We start from the raw sequence: 14,690 nt of genomic DNA on the forward strand, positions 1-14,690 counted from the left end.
CTGGCGCCGCGGACCCCTGCCCGGAAGACTCCGCACCATGCCGACCCACGCCCCGACCGGCCCCCTGATCACCCGCGGCACCCTCGCCGAGCAGCTCCGACACCTCGGTGTCAAGACCGGCGACATCCTCCTCGCGCACTCGTCGCTGAGTTCCCTCGGGTGGGTGAACGGCGGAGCCGTCGCCGTCGTCCAGGGACTCCTCGACGCCCTCGGCCCGGACGGCACGCTCGTGGTCCCCACCCAGTCCGCCCAGCTCTCCGACCCCGAGCTGTGGCGGGCGCCCCCGGTGCCCGCGGCCTGGTGGGAGACGGTCCGGGCCACCATGCCCGGCTACGACCCCCGCACCACCCCCTCGCGCGGGGTCGGGGTCGTGCCGGAGACCGTGCGCACCTGGCCCGGCGCCCTGCGCAGCTCCCACCCCCAGACCTCCTTCGCCGCGCTCGGCCCGCGCGCCGCCGAGATCACCGAGGGCCACGCCCTGGACTGCCGGCTGGGTGAGCACAGCCCGCTGGCCCGTCTGGAGCGGCTCGGCGCCCGGGTGCTGCTGCTGGGCGCGGGCTACGACTCCTGCACCAGCTTCCACCTGGCCGAGTACCGGATACCCGCGCCGCTGGTGGCGGTCGGCAGGCCCGGCCCCGGCGGCTGGGAGACGGTGACGGAGGTCTCCATCGACTCCGCCCGCTTCGACGAGCTGGGCCACGACTTCGAGCGGGACCGCCCGGTCGTCCGGGGCCGGGTCGGGGCGGCCGAGGCCAGGCTGTTCCCGGTCGCGGACGCGGTGGCCTACGCCGAGCGCTGGCTGGCGCTGCACCGGCCCCGCGAGGCCGGTTTCGAGCACCCCCGCGCCTGAGCACCGCCATGCCTCCCTAGACTCTGTCCCCATGCGAAGTGACCCCGTGGTCCAGGTCCGGGCCCTGGTGAAGCGGTACGGCCGGAAGACCGCGGTGGACGGCCTCGACCTGGAGGCCCGGCCGGGCGTGACCGCCGTGCTCGGCCCCAACGGCGCCGGGAAGACGACCACGGTCGAGACCTGCGAGGGATACCGCAGGCCGGACTCCGGCACCGTGCGCGTCCTCGGCCTCGACCCGCTGCGGGACGCGGCCGCGCTGCGCCCCCGCGTCGGCGTGATGCTGCAGTCCGGCGGCGTCTACTCGGGCGCCCGCGCCGAGGAGATGCTGCGCCACGTGGCCCGGCTGCACGCGCACCCGCTGGACGTGGACGCGCTGATCGAGCGCCTCGGCCTCGACTCCTGCGGCCGGACCTCCTACCGGCGGCTGTCCGGCGGCCAGCAGCAGCGCCTCGCGCTCGCCATGGCCGTGGTCGGCCGGCCCGAGCTGGTCTTCCTGGACGAGCCCACCGCCGGCCTAGACCCGCAGGCCCGCCGCGCCACCTGGGACCTCGTACGGGACCTGCGCGCCGACGGCGTCTCGGTGATCCTCACCACGCACCACATGGACGAGGCCGAGCAGCTCGCCGACGACGTGGCGATCATCGACGGCGGCCGGGTCGTCACCCAGGGCTCCCCCGACGAGCTGTGCCGGGGCGGCGCCGAGAACACCCTGCGCTTCAGCGGGCGGCCCGGCCTGGACGTCGCCTCACTGCTCAAGGCGCTGCCGGCGGACTGCACGGCCGACGAGCTGACGCCCGGCGGCTACCGGGTGACCGGCAAGATAGACCCGCAGCTGCTCGCCACGGTGACCTCCTGGTGCGCGCAGCACGGGGTGATGCCGGACCGGATCGCGGTGGAGCGGCACACCCTCGAAGACGTCTTCCTCGAGCTCACCGGCAAGGAGCTGCGCTCATGACGACCGCGCCGGGCACGTACGCCCCCAGGCCCGGGGCGGCGCCGCTGGCCCGCATGATCGCCGCGCAGGCCGCGCTGGAGACGCGGATGCTGCTGCGCAACGGCGAGCAGCTGCTGCTCACCGTGGTCATCCCGACCCTGCTGCTGGTGCTCTTCAGCTCGGTGGACATCGTGGACACCGGGTCCGGCGAGGCGGTGGACTTCCTCACCCCCGGCATCCTGGCGCTCGCCGTGATGTCCACGGCGTTCACCGGCCAGGCCATCGCCACCGGCTTCGAGCGCCGCTACGGCGTGCTGAAGCGGCTGGCCTCCTCGCCGCTGCCGCGCTGGGGCCTGATGACCGCGAAGACCGCCGCGGTGCTGGTCACCGAGGTGCTCCAGGTGGTCCTGCTGACCGTCATCGCCTTCGCGCTGGGCTGGTCCCCGCACGGCAACCCGGCCGCCGTGCTGCTCCTGCTGGTGCTGGGCACGGCCGCGTTCTCCGGGCTCGGGCTGCTGATGGCGGGCACGCTGAAGGCGGAGGCGACGCTCGCGGCCGCCAACCTGGTGTTCCTGCTGCTGCTGGTGGGCGGCGGGGTGATCGTGCCTCTGGAGAAGTTCGGCTCCGCCGGGCAGCACGTCCTCGGCCTGCTGCCGATCTCCGCGCTCTCCGACGGCCTGCGGGACGTGCTCCAGCACGGCGCCGGAATGCCGTGGGGCGACCTCGCGATCCTCGCGGTGTGGGCGGTCGTGGGGCTCGCGGCGGCGGGCAGGTTCTTCCGCTGGGAGTAGGCCCCCGGCGGCCGGACCCGACGGCTCGGGCGGACCCCTCGTGAAAGCGTGCACAAGCGCGCGCCTTACGATGGTGCGCGTGCCAAAGCTGACCCCCGCCGACGCCGCAGCGGCTCTCCGCAATCCGCTCGCCTTCATCGCCGACCGCTGGACCCCGGACCCCCGGACCGTCCGCCGGGCCGCGCTCGCCGCACTCGTGATGTCGGTGGTCATCGTGGTCACCGGCGGCGCGGTGCGCCTGACCGGCTCGGGCCTCGGCTGCCCGACCTGGCCCTCCTGCACCCACGACTCGCTGACCACCACCCGCGAGATGGGTCTGCACGGTGTCATCGAGTTCGGCAACCGCATGCTGACGTACGTGCTCTGCGCGGCCGTCGGCTGGGCGATCATCGCCGCCCGCTCGCAGAAGCCGTGGCGGCGGAGCCTGACCCGGCTGGGCTGGGCGCAGTTCTGGGTGGTCATGGGCAACGCCGTGCTCGGCGGCATCGTGGTGCTGGTCGGCCTGAACCCGTACACCGTGGCGGCGCACTTCCTGCTGTCCACGGCGCTGATCACGGTGGCGACCGTGATGTGGCAGCGCACGCGGGAGGGTGACGGCGAGCCGCGTCCGCTGGTCGGCGGGGCGGTGCGGCAGCTCGTGTGGTTCCTGGTGGCCGCGGCCGTGCTGCTGATCGCGGTCGGCACGGTGGTGACCGGCGCCGGTCCGCACGCGGGCGACTCCTCCGAGGTCGCGCGCATCCCGCTGGACTGGGAGATGATCGCCAAGCTGCACGCGGTGCTGGCGTGGATCGTGGTGACGCTGACCTTCGCCCTGTGGTTCGTCCTCAAGGCGGTGGACGCCCCGAAGGGCCCCCTGTCCCGCACCCGCGACCTGTTCCTGATCCTGCTGGGCCAGGGGCTCGTGGGCTACATCCAGTACTTCACCCACCTCCCCGAGGCCCTGGTGGCCCTCCATATGCTCGGCTCCTGCCTCATGTGGATCGCCACACTGCGCGTCCTCCTCGCGCTCCGCGAGCGCCCCGAGGCCGTGGCGTCCGTGCCCGCTCCGTCGGCCGAGGTCTCGGTGGGCACGCCCGCCTGACTCAGCGGTACCCGGTCACCAGGGCGTCGATGGCCGGGCCCAGATACGCCCGGGTGAGCCGGGCCCGGCGGTCCGGCGAGGGCCCCGGCCCGTGTTCGCCGTAGCGCCGCCGGGTGATGTCCTCGACGACCGCGCCCGGCGCCCCGAGCGCGGGCAGCTCGGTGAGCGCCTGCCGCTTGGAGATCAGCCGTCCCTCGCGCAGGGTCACGGTGGCGCGGGCGAAGGTCAGCAGGCCGAGGTCCACCCAGACGTCCTCCCGCCACAGCCGCTCCCGGTCGACGGCCGGGCGCCAGAAGTCCCGCTGGTCGGCGACGACGAAGTCACGCAGCTCCCGGTCCGGCACCTGGGGCAGGTAGGCGGCGGGCGGCGCCCCGCACAGCACTCTCCCGAACGTGTGCAGTTCGCTCCGGGTCACCGGGGTGACCGGGCGGCGCATGGTCCGGCCGTGCGCCCAGGTCGGGTGCGGCGTCGCCGGGTCGGCCGCGGTGGACGGCGTCAGGTAGGAGCAGTGCAGCTTGCCGGCGAGCGGTTCGGCGCGCAGCCGCCGGTGCAGCACGATCAGCCGGCGCAAGTCGGCCAGGGTCGGCGGGGCGGGCAGGACCGCGATCAGGTCGAGGTCGCTGCGGCCCTCCTGGTAGTCCCCGCCGCCCAGCGAGCCGTGGGCCCAGACGGCGAGAGGGCCGAAGGGGGCCAGGTCGTCCAGGAAGCGGGCGAGGAGCGCTTCGGTCGGCATGAGGTGAGTGTCGGGGTCAGGCGGCCGCTCGTACAGACTCAGCGCAGCCCGTACACCCGGTGGGCGTTCTCCGCCGCCAGGAGGTGGGCCACGCGCCGGGCGTCCGACGGGGACCAGGCGCCCTCGCCGACCCAGGCGCCCAGCACCCGGTCGAGGGCCTCCCGGAAGAGGTGGGCGCCGACGACGTGCAGCTCGGGGAGGGACTGGGCGCCGGTGGAGAAGAGGATCTTGCCGAAGGGGGCGAGCTCCAGCATGTCCGCGAGCACGGCGGCCGCGCGGGCTCCGGTACGGGCGAGGGCGGCGCCGGAGTCGGCGTAGACGTGCGGGTGGGCGGCGGCCAGGCGGGCGGCGTGGCGGTGGTGGAAGTGGCCCGGGATCAGCACCAGGTCGGTGCCCAGACCCGCGGTGGCCCGTACGAAGCCGGTGAGCGGGGCGGGGTCGGTGCGCGCGCCGGGCTCCTCGGGGCCGGCGTGCAGCTGGAGCGGGCGTCCGGTGGCGGCCGCGACCCACAGCAGATGGCCCAGCAGTACGGGGTCGGTCAGCTCCTCCCCGACCCGCCGCGCGGCCAGCCAGCGGGCTGCGGCGCCCCGTACCGCGCCGGGGCCCGGGGGTTCGGGGGCGAGGGCCGGGCCGCCGTCGGCCGGGGAGGGCGCGGCGGCGAAGGCGACGGCGTGCGCGGCGGCCCCGTGCACCGACTCGGCCAGATTGGCGAGGAACGAGGCGACCGTCCCGGAGGTGTCGGCGACCTGCTGGGCCAGCGGTTCGAGCCGGACCACCTCCCGGGCCTCGGCGTCCCCGGCGGCGGCCATCTCCTCGGGCCCGGTGAGATCGTCCGGCAGGCCGCTGGAGACCAGGTAGGTCGTGATCCCGGACCCCCGCAGGAGCCTGCGCCCCGCCTCCAGCACCCCCAGCTCCCGGCGCCGGGCCAGATAGCGCGCGGGCGGGCAGTGCGGCTCCAGACCGAGCAGCGGGGGACACCACCGCCGCACCGCGAACCCCGTCTGCGTGTCGAACAGCGTGGTCCCCGGTGCGGCCGGCCCCTCACCCCGCCCCAGCCGCGCCTCGAACGTCCCGAGCCCCAGCTCGGTCCTGAGCACCCCATGGCAGTACTGATCCACGAGCGAAGGCGTGTCGATCATTCCGGCTCCCGGTGAGGACGCTGTTTCACACGTCCTAACGGCGCGAACCGGATTCAGGTGGCGCGGGCCGGCCTCCGGGGGCGCGCAGGGCCTGTCCGGTCCGCGGCTCCGGGACTCAGATCTGGATGCCGGCCATCCGCTTCCACTCGTACGCGGACGTGCTGATCTTCGCCGCGAACTCGCCGTCGAAGCTCTCCTGGAGCGCGACGCCGGCCTTCTCCACCGCCTGCCGGGCGATCTCGACGCTGGGCGCCACCAGGTTCCCCCACTCCCCGTCCTCACCCACGAGGGCGATGCGGGCCCCGCGCTCCCCCATGTACGCCACGTTTCCCTCGGCGCCGCCGTGCGCCTTGGCGAACGTACCGATCTGATGCGCGAGCCGCTTCACCTGGCGCTCGCTCTTCGCGTCAACCTGCTCCGTGTCAGCCATGACCAGGATGCTACCGACGAGTAGAGGAAACGGCGAAGGGAGGGTGCGTGGCCTTGACCACGCACCCTCCCTCGAAAGAACCGCCGGAAGAACGCTTATCGCAGGAAGGGGTCCACCGCGACGGCGACGAAGAGGATCGACACGTAGGTGATCGACCAGTGGAACAGCCGCATCTCCTTGAGCTTGCCCCCCGTCACCTCCGCCTTGGCCCGGTTCTGCAGGCCGTGCGCCTCCCAGAGCCAGAAGCCGCCGGACGCGAGGGCGACCACGGTGTAGAACCAGCCGGTGTACCCGAGCGGCTGGAGCAGCAGGGAGACCGCGACCATAACCCAGCTGTAGATGACGATCTGCCGGGCGACCACCTTGTTGGAGGCGATGACGGGCAGCATCGGCACGCCCACGCGGGCGTAGTCGTCCTTGACCTTCATGGACAGCGGCCAGTAGTGCGGCGGCGTCCAGAAGAACATGACGAGGAAGAGGATGACCGGCGCCCACGACATCGAGTTGGTGACCGAGGACCAGCCGATCAGCACCGGCAGGCAGCCCGCGATGCCGCCCCACACGATGTTCTGCGAGGTGCGCCGCTTGAGGATCATCGTGTAGACGACGACGTAGAAGAGGAGCGCACCGAGCGACAGCCACGCGGACAGCCAGTTGACGGTGAACCCGAACAGCAGCGTCGACACGACCGCGAGGGTGATGCCGAAGGCGAGGCACTCGCGCGGGCTGACCATGCCGGTCACCAGCGGCCGCTGCGAGGTGCGGTCCATCAGCGCGTCGATGTCCCGGTCGATGTACATGTTGAGCGCGTTCGCGCCGCCCGCGGAGAGGTAGCCGCCGACGCAGGTCAGCAGGACGAGACCGAGGTCGGGCACCCCCTGCTGGGCCAGGAACATCACCGGGACCGTGGTGATGAGCAGCAGCTCGATGATCCGCGGCTTGGTCAGCGCCACGAAGCCCTTGACACGGGCCCCGAACGGCCGGTCAGCCGGGTTCCGGCCCGCAGCGGGCCCACCCTCCCCCGGAGCCTTAAGGGCCTGGGAAGTGCCCCCAGGACGGGATTCGACGGCCGTCACGCACACCCCTGACAGAGACATCAAGCGAGCGTTCCCGTGTGAAAGCGGGGTAAAGGCTCGCGCGTACCACGCCACTTTAGACGTTGGCCATATCCGGTTTTTCGCCGGGGTCGGCTCATGTGGGCGACCCCTTCCCGGAACCGCCCGAACGAGGTCCTCCGGGGCTCGGTTGAGCACTCGGACGAGCGGCTCCGTATTCATGTGCCAAGCCGCTCCCGGCCCGGTCGGGAGGCGGATCGCATCGAGTCCCGGCAGTCTGGAATGACTCGAAAAAACGCACGTCCCCTCGGGGGTAGGCTCGACAACGGCCGGTGGACACCAGTGCACCGGCGGCCGGCGGGCGCCACGCGCCGCGAACCGGCGAACGACATGTGGAGAGGAGCCCTGACCCAGGGTGAGCACCAAGCCGACCACCACAGACCTTGAGTGGACCGACCTGGACCAGCGGGCCGTGGACACCGCCCGTGTTCTGGCCGCCGACGCCGTACAGAAGGTCGGCAACGGCCATCCCGGCACGGCGATGAGCCTGGCTCCGGCCGCCTACACCCTCTTCCAGAAGGTGATGCGGCACGACCCGGCCGACCCGCAGTGGGTGGGCCGCGACCGCTTCGTGCTGTCCGCCGGTCACTCGTCCCTGACCCTCTACACGCAGCTCTACCTGGCCGGCTTCGGCCTGGAGCTGGACGACCTGAAGTCCTTCCGCACCTGGGGCTCGAAGACCCCGGGGCACCCGGAGTACGGACACACCGAGGGCGTCGAGACCACCACCGGCCCGCTGGGCCAGGGTGTGGCCAACGCGGTGGGCATGGCGATGGCTTCCCGCTTCGAGCGCGGCCTCTTCGACCCGGACGCGCCCGAGGGCACGTCCCCGTTCGACCACTACATCTACTGCATCGCCGGTGACGGCTGCCTCCAGGAGGGCATCTCCTCCGAGGCGTCCTCCCTCGCGGGCCACCAGCAGCTCGGCAACCTCATCCTGCTGTGGGACGACAACCACATCTCGATCGAGGGCGACACCGAGACGGCCGTGTCCGAGGACACCATGAAGCGGTACGAGGCCTACGGCTGGCACGTCCAGCGCGTGGAGCCCAAGACCGACGGCGACCTCGACCCGGCGGCGATCTACGCGGCGATCGAGAAGGCCAAGGCGGTCACCGACCGGCCGTCCTTCATCGCCATGCGCTCGATCATCGCCTGGCCCGCCCCGAACGCGCAGGACACCGAGGCCGCGCACGGCTCGGCGCTCGGCGACGACGAGGTCGCGGCCACCAAGCGCGTCCTCGGCTTCGACGAGGCCCAGAGCTTCGCCGTCGCCGACGAGGTCCTGTCCCACACCCGCGGCGCCCTGGAGCGCGGCCGTCAGGCCAAGGCGGAGTGGGAGAAGGGCTTCCAGGTCTGGCGCGAGAACAACGCGGAGCGCGCGGCCGAGTTCGACCGCATCAGCGAGGGCGCCCTGCCCACCGGCTGGGAACTGAAGATCCCGGTCTTCGAGACCGGCAAGAGCGTGGCCACCCGTGCCGCCTCCGGCAAGGTCCTGCAGGCGCTCGGCCCGGTCATCCCCGAGCTGTGGGGCGGTTCCGCCGACCTCGCCGGGTCGAACAACACGACCATCGACAAGGACAGCTCCTTCCTCCCTGCGGGCAACCCGCTGCCGGAGGCCAACCCGTACGGCCGCACGATCCATTTCGGCATCCGCGAGTTCGCCATGGCCGCGGAGATGAACGGCATCACGCTGGCCGGCAACACCCGGGTCTACGGGGGCACGTTCCTCGTCTTCTCCGACTACATGCGCAACGCCGTGCGCCTGTCGGCCCTGATGCACCTGCCGGTGACGTACGTGTGGACGCACGACTCCATCGGTCTGGGCGAGGACGGCCCGACCCACCAGCCGGTCGAGCACCTGGCCGCGCTGCGCGCGATCCCCGGTCTGAACGTGGTCCGCCCGGCGGACGCCAACGAGACCGCCATCGCCTGGCGCGAGGTCATGAAGCGCTGGACCAAGGAGTTCGGCAAGGGCGCTCCGACCGGCCTGGTGCTCAGCCGCCAGGGCCTGCCGACGTACGAGCCGAACGAGGACGCCGCGCGCGGCGGCTACGTCCTGTTCGAGGCCGAGGGTGGCGAGCCCGAGGTCATCCTGATCGCCACCGGTTCCGAGGTGCACGTCGCCGTCGAGGCGCGCGAGCGGCTCCAGGCCGGGGGCGTGCCCACCCGCGTGGTCTCGATGCCGTCGGTCGAGTGGTTCGAGGAGCAGGACCAGGGGTACCGGGATTCCGTGCTGCCGCCGTCGGTCAAGGCCCGCGTCGCCGTCGAGGCGGGCATCGGCCTGACCTGGCACAAGTACGTGGGTGACGCCGGCCGCATCGTCTCCCTGGAGCACTTCGGCGCGTCCGCGGACGGCAAGGTCCTGTTCCGCGAGTACGGCTTCACTCCGGAGAACGTGGCCGACAAGGCGCGGGAATCCCTCGCCGCCGCGCAGCGCTGACGCCCGTAAACGACACGTAGGAGATGCAATTTCCATGACAGACGCACTCAAGCGCCTCTCCGAGGAAGGCGTGGCGATCTGGCTGGACGACCTGTCGCGCAAGCGGATCACGTCCGGCAACCTCGCCGAACTGATCGACCAGCAGCACGTCGTGGGCGTCACCACCAACCCCACCATCTTCCAGAAGGCCATCAGCAGCGGCGACGGCTACGAGCAGCAGCTCGCCGACCTGGCCGCGCGTGAGGTCACGGTCGAAGAGGCCATCCGCATGATCACGACGGCGGACGTCCGTGACGCCGCCGACATCCTGCGCCCGGTCTTCGACGCCACCGGCGGCAAGGACGGCCGGGTCTCCATCGAGGTCGACCCGCGGCTCGCGCACAACACGCGCGCCACGGTCGCCGAGGCCCGTCAGCTCGCCTGGCTGGTGGACCGCCCGAACACCCTGATCAAGATCCCGGCGACCGAGGCGGGTCTGCCGGCCATCGCGGAGACGATCGGCAACGGCATCAGCGTCAACGTCACGCTGATCTTCTCCCTGGAGCGCTACCGCGCGGTCATGGACGCGTACCTGACCGGCCTGGAGAAGGCCAAGGAGCGCGGCCTGGACCTGTCGAAGATCCACTCGGTGGCGTCCTTCTTCGTGTCCCGTGTGGACTCCGAGATCGACAAGCGGCTGAAGGCGGTCGGCACCGACGAGGCCAAGGCCCTGCTCGGCAAGGCCGCCGTCGCCAACGCGCGCCTCGCCTACCAGGCGTACGAGGAGGTCTTCTCCTCGGACCGCTGGAAGGCGCTGGAGAAGGCGGGCGCCAACAGGCAGCGCCCGCTGTGGGCGTCGACCGGTGTGAAGGACCCGGCGTACTCCGACACGATGTACGTCACCGACCTGGTCGCGCCGAACACGGTCAACACCATGCCGGAGGCGACTCTGGAGGCGACCGAGGACCACGGTGAGATCACCGGCGACACGGTGTCCGGCACCTACGAGCAGGCCCGCGCCGACCTCGACGCGATCGAGGCCCTCGGCATCGCCTACGACGACGTCGTCCAGGTGCTGGAGGACGAGGGCGTGGACAAGTTCGAGGGTTCCTGGAACGACCTGCTCAAGTCGACCGAGGCGGAGCTGAAGCGCCTCGCCCCCTCGGAGGGCTGATTTGTCACCCCTCAACGGTTCCGGAGCGAACCCGCTTCGTGATCCCGCGGACCGACGGCTCCCGCGCATCGCGGGGCCGTCGGGCCTGGTGATCTTCGGCGTCACCGGCGACCTCTCGCGCAAGAAGCTCATGCCCGCCGTCTACGACCTCGCCAACCGCGGTCTGCTGCCGCCGGGCTTCTCCCTGGTGGGCTTCGCCCGCCGCGACTGGGAGCACGAGGACTTCGCGCAGGTCGTCCACGACGCGGTCAAGGAACACGCCCGTACGCCGTTCCGCGAGGAGGTCTGGCAGCAGCTCATCCAGGGGATGCGCTTCGTCCAGGGCACCTTCGACGACGACGAGTCCTTCGAGCGGCTGCGCACGACCATCGCCGAGCTGGACAAGGCACAGGGCACGGGCGGCAACTTCGCCTTCTACCTGTCGGTGCCGCCCAGCTCCTTCCCGGTGGTCATCCAGCAGCTCAAGAAGCACGGCCTGACCGATCAGAGCGGTGGCTCCTGGCGGCGCGCGGTCATCGAGAAGCCGTTCGGCCACGACCTGGAGTCCGCCGAGGACCTCAACAAGGTCGTGCACGAGGTGTTCGAGCCGGACCAGGTGTTCCGGATCGACCACTACCTGGGCAAGGAGACCGTCCAGAACATCCTGGCGCTCCGCTTCGCCAACCAGATGTTCGAGCCGATCTGGAACCGGTCCTACGTGGACCACGTGCAGATCACGATGGCCGAGGACATCGGCGTCGGCGGCCGCGCCGGGTACTACGACGGCATCGGCGCCGCGCGTGACGTGATCCAGAACCACCTGCTCCAGCTGCTCGCGCTCACCGCGATGGAGGAGCCCTCCTCCTTCGACGCGGACGCGCTGGCGGCGGAGAAGACCAAGGTGCTCGGTGCCGTACGGCTGCCGAAGGACCTGGGCACGGACACCGTGCGCGGCCAGTACGCGGACGGCTGGCAGGGCGGCGAGAAGGTCACCGGCTACCTCCAGGAAGACGGCATCGACCCCAAGTCGAAGACCGACACCTACGCGGCGCTGAAGCTGGAGATCGACAACCGCCGCTGGGCGGGCGTCCCCTTCTACCTGCGCACCGGCAAGCGGCTGGGCCGCCGGGTCACCGAGATCGCGGTGGTCTTCCAGCGGGCTCCGCACTCCCCGTTCGACCACACGGCGACCGAGGAGCTGGGCCAGAACGCGATCGTCATCCGGGTCCAGCCCGACGAGGGCATCACGGTCCGCTTCGGCTCCAAGGTGCCGGGCACCTCCATGGAGATCCGGGACGTGTCGATGGACTTCGCCTACGGCGAGTCCTTCACCGAGTCCAGCCCCGAGGCGTACGAGCGGCTCATCCTGGACGTGCTGCTCGGCGACGCCAACCTCTTCCCGCGCACGGAGGAGGTCGAGCTGTCCTGGAAGATCCTCGACCCGGTCGAGCGGTACTGGGACGAGCACGGGCGGCCCGCGCAGTACAAGTCGGGCACCTGGGGCCCGGCCGAGGCCGACGAGATGCTCGCACGAGACGGACGGAGCTGGCGCCGGCCATGAAGATAGACCTGACCGACACCACCGCCGGTGAGATCAACAAGGCGCTGATCGAGGGCCGCCGCGCCATCGGCACGCCCGCCGTGGGCATGGTGCTGACCCTCGTCATCGTCACCGACGAGGAGAACGCCTACGACGCCCTGCGCGCGGCGAGCGACGCGTCCCGCGAGCACCCCTCGCGCACGCTGGTCGTCATCCGCCGTGTCTCGCGCACCCCGCGCGACCGCACCAGCTCCCGGCTGGACGCGGAGGTGCGGGTGGGCGCCGAGGCGGGCACCGGCGAGACGGTCGTGCTGCGGATGTACGGCGAGGTCTCCGACCACGCCGACTCGGTGGTGCTGCCGCTGCTGCTGCCGGACGCGCCCGTGGTGGTCTGGTGGCCGGTGAACTCCCCGCTGGACCCGGCCAAGGACCCGCTGGGCGCGCTCGCGCAGCGCAGGGTCACCGACACCTACGCCGCCGAGCAGCCGGTGCGTGACCTGGCCGCGCGTGCCGAGACGTACGCGCCGGGCGACACCGACCTGGCCTGGACCCGGATCACGCCGTGGCGTTCGATGCTGGCGGCGGCCCTGGACCAGGTGGACTGCGAGGTGCGGTCCGTCGAGGTCGAGGGCGAGGAGTTCAACCCGAGCTGCGAGCTGCTGGCCATGTGGCTGGCGGACCGGCTCGGTGTGCCGGTCGCCCGGTCGCTGTCCTCGGGACCGGGGCTGACGGCCGTCCGCATGGAGACCTCGTGCGGACCGGTCGTGCTGGACCGGGCGGACGGTTCGCTGGCGAACCTGTCCGTCAAGGGCCAGCCCGCCCGCGCGGTGGCGCTCCAGCGGCGGGACACCGCCGAGCTGATCGCGGAGGAACTGCGCCGGCTCGACCCGGACGACACCTACGCGGCGGCCCTGCGCTACGGCGTGGAGCGGCTCACGACGGCCGCCGACGCGGCGGCGGCGCTGGGCGGCACGGCGGTGGAGCCCACGAAGGAAGCCACGGCGGAGGCCGCGGAGGAAGCCGCGGCGGACGAGGTCGCCGCCGAGGTGGCCGCGGCCGAGTCCGAGGCGGGCACCGAGGAGGGCGCGGCCGAGCGGCCGACCCCGAACTCCCTCGCGAGGAAGGCGGCGTCGAAGTGAGCACTCCGCAACTGGTCGTGCACCGCGACAAGGAACTGATGGCCGAGGCCGCCGCGGCCCGGCTGATCACGAAGATCGTGGACGCGCAGGCGTCGCGCGGTCATGCCTCGGTGGTCCTCACCGGTGGCCGCAACGGCAACGGTCTGCTGGCCGCGCTGGCCAAGGCGCCCGCGCGGGACGCGATCGACTGGGGCCGCCTGGACCTGTGGTGGGGCGACGAGCGCTACCTCCCCGAGGGCGACCCGGACCGCAACTACACGCAGGCCCGCGAGGCCCTGCTCGACTCCGTACCGCTGGACCCGGCGCGCGTGCACCCGATGCCCGCCTCCGACGGGCCCTACGGCGCGGACGTGGACGCGGCGGCCGGTGCGTACGCGGCGGAGCTGGCCAAGGCCGCCGGTCCGGAGGACCACGCCGAGGTCCCGGAGTTCGACGTGCTGCTGCTGGGCGTCGGCCCGGACACGCATGTGGCGTCGCTCTTCCCGGAGCTGCCCGCGGTACGGGAGACCGAGCGCACGGTGGTGGGTGTGCACGGCGCGCCCAAGCCGCCGCCGACCCGTGTCTCCCTGACGCTGCCCGCGATCCGCGCGGCGCGTGAGGTGTGGCTGCTGGCGGCGGGCGAGGACAAGGCCGAGGCGGTGGCGATAGCGCTGTCCGGCGCGGGCGAGGTGCAGGCCCCGGCGGCCGGTGCCCAGGGCCGGGCGCGGACGCTGTGGCTGCTGGACTCGGCGGCGGCGTCCGATCTGCCGCGGTCGATGTATCCGCCGGCCTCTCCGTGAGCTGACCGACTGCCGGAAGGGCGGCGGGGACTTCGGTTCCCCGCCGCCCTTTCCGTGTGTCCGGTGCCGGCTCAGCCGCCCATCTCGCGGTACTCGGCGACCAGCGCCCGGGTCGACGGGTCGAGACCGGGCACGTCCGCGCCCTCCGTCAGGGCGGGCTCGATGCGCTTGGCGAGGACCTTGCCCAGCTCGACGCCCCACTGGTCGAAGGAGTCGATGTTCCAGACCGCGCCCTGGACGAACACCTTCTGTTCGTAGAGGGCGATGAGCTGGCCGAGCACCGACGGGGTCAGCTCGGGGGCCAGGATCGTGGTCGTCGGCCGGTCACCCTGGAAGGTCTTGTGCGGGACCAGTTCCTCCGGCACCCCTTCCTCGCGGACCTCTTCCTCGGTCTTGCCGAAGGCGAGGGCCTGGGTCTGGGCGAAGAAGTTGGCCATCAACAGGTCGTGCTGGGCCTTGAGTTCGTCACTCAGCTCGTCCACCGGACGCGCGAAGCCGATGAAGTCGGCCGGGATCAGCTTCGTGCCCTGGTGGATCAACTGGTAGTAGGCGTGCTGCCCGTTGGTGCCGGGCGTGCCCCACAC

Annotated in this window: 13 protein-coding genes and 1 pseudogene; 9 read left to right on the plus strand and 5 right to left on the minus strand. The window is 72.1% G+C overall.

From position 1 onward, the window contains the following. The first annotated feature begins 37 nt into the window (after nucleotides 1-37). The 4 genes from ABZ898_RS23100 (at nucleotide 38) to ABZ898_RS23115 (ending at nucleotide 3,656) form a co-directional block, all read left to right on the plus strand. Nucleotides 38-850, plus strand: a complete 813-nt coding sequence (locus ABZ898_RS23100; protein WP_361661969.1) for an AAC(3) family N-acetyltransferase — start codon at nucleotides 38-40, stop codon at nucleotides 848-850. Between the two features lie 31 nt (nucleotides 851-881). Then, nucleotides 882-1,805, plus strand: coding sequence for an ABC transporter ATP-binding protein (locus ABZ898_RS23105; protein ID WP_361661972.1), 924 nt, complete (start codon nucleotides 882-884; stop codon nucleotides 1,803-1,805). Next, the gene (locus tag ABZ898_RS23110) at nucleotides 1,802-2,575 is read left to right on the plus strand and encodes an ABC transporter permease (RefSeq protein WP_361661975.1); all 774 of its coding nucleotides are present in this window, start codon (nucleotides 1,802-1,804) and stop codon (nucleotides 2,573-2,575) included. Before ABZ898_RS23105 ends, ABZ898_RS23110 begins: the two co-directional genes overlap by 4 nt. A 70-nt stretch (nucleotides 2,576-2,645) precedes the next feature. Further along, nucleotides 2,646-3,656 (plus strand): COX15/CtaA family protein, encoded by a 1,011-nt coding sequence (locus ABZ898_RS23115; RefSeq protein ID WP_361661978.1) that lies wholly within the window; start codon nucleotides 2,646-2,648, stop codon nucleotides 3,654-3,656. 1 nt (nucleotide 3,657) lies between these two features. Here the strand turns inward: ABZ898_RS23115 and ABZ898_RS23120 are convergent, their stop codons facing one another. From ABZ898_RS23120 to ABZ898_RS23135, 4 genes are all read right to left on the minus strand, one after another. Further along, nucleotides 3,658-4,389 carry a nucleotidyltransferase domain-containing protein gene (locus tag ABZ898_RS23120; protein ID WP_361661981.1) on the minus strand — a complete coding sequence of 244 codons (732 nt, stop codon included), beginning with the start codon at nucleotides 4,387-4,389 and terminating at the stop codon, nucleotides 3,658-3,660. 38 nt (nucleotides 4,390-4,427) lie between these two features. Further along, nucleotides 4,428-5,528 carry an amidohydrolase gene (locus ABZ898_RS23125; protein WP_361661984.1) on the minus strand — a complete coding sequence of 367 codons (1,101 nt, stop codon included), beginning with the start codon at nucleotides 5,526-5,528 and terminating at the stop codon, nucleotides 4,428-4,430. 115 nt (nucleotides 5,529-5,643) lie between these two features. Next, nucleotides 5,644-5,958, minus strand: a complete 315-nt coding sequence (locus tag ABZ898_RS23130) for a hypothetical protein (RefSeq protein ID WP_361661987.1) — start codon at nucleotides 5,956-5,958, stop codon at nucleotides 5,644-5,646. Between the two features lie 95 nt (nucleotides 5,959-6,053). Then, complete coding sequence (locus ABZ898_RS23135; protein ID WP_361661990.1) at nucleotides 6,054-7,055, minus strand: heme o synthase; 1,002 nt, start codon at nucleotides 7,053-7,055, stop codon at nucleotides 6,054-6,056. Between the two features lie 373 nt (nucleotides 7,056-7,428). Between ABZ898_RS23135 and tkt the strand changes: the two genes are divergently transcribed. Genes tkt through pgl form a run of 5 tightly spaced genes read left to right on the plus strand, consistent with a single transcriptional unit; the run spans nucleotide 7,429 to nucleotide 14,106 of the window. Further along, the gene (gene tkt, locus ABZ898_RS23140; protein WP_361661992.1) at nucleotides 7,429-9,516 is read left to right on the plus strand and encodes a transketolase; all 2,088 of its coding nucleotides are present in this window, start codon (nucleotides 7,429-7,431) and stop codon (nucleotides 9,514-9,516) included. Nucleotides 9,517-9,550: 34 nt separating this feature from the next. Then, entirely contained in the window at nucleotides 9,551-10,669 is a 1,119-nt protein-coding gene (gene tal, locus ABZ898_RS23145) for a transaldolase (RefSeq protein WP_361661995.1), read from the plus strand. A 1-nt stretch (nucleotide 10,670) separates the two neighbouring features. After that, a complete protein-coding gene (zwf, locus tag ABZ898_RS23150; RefSeq protein ID WP_361661998.1) occupies nucleotides 10,671-12,209 on the plus strand; it encodes a glucose-6-phosphate dehydrogenase in 1,539 nt (512 codons plus the stop codon). Next, complete coding sequence (gene opcA, locus ABZ898_RS23155) at nucleotides 12,206-13,327, plus strand: glucose-6-phosphate dehydrogenase assembly protein OpcA (protein ID WP_361662001.1); 1,122 nt, start codon at nucleotides 12,206-12,208, stop codon at nucleotides 13,325-13,327. The genes zwf and opcA overlap by 4 nt, the downstream gene beginning before the upstream one ends. Next, complete coding sequence (gene pgl, locus ABZ898_RS23160) at nucleotides 13,324-14,106, plus strand: 6-phosphogluconolactonase (RefSeq protein ID WP_161150969.1); 783 nt, start codon at nucleotides 13,324-13,326, stop codon at nucleotides 14,104-14,106. The genes opcA and pgl overlap by 4 nt, the downstream gene beginning before the upstream one ends. Before the next feature lie 71 nt (nucleotides 14,107-14,177). On the opposite strand, the pseudogene ABZ898_RS23165 reads toward pgl, so the two are convergent. Then, nucleotides 14,178-14,690: pseudogene (locus ABZ898_RS23165) on the minus strand (glucose-6-phosphate isomerase); the annotation flags it as partial.

The organism is Streptomyces sp. NPDC046860, from assembly GCF_040645115.1.
Taxonomy (GTDB): Bacteria; Actinomycetota; Actinomycetes; order Streptomycetales; family Streptomycetaceae; genus Streptomyces.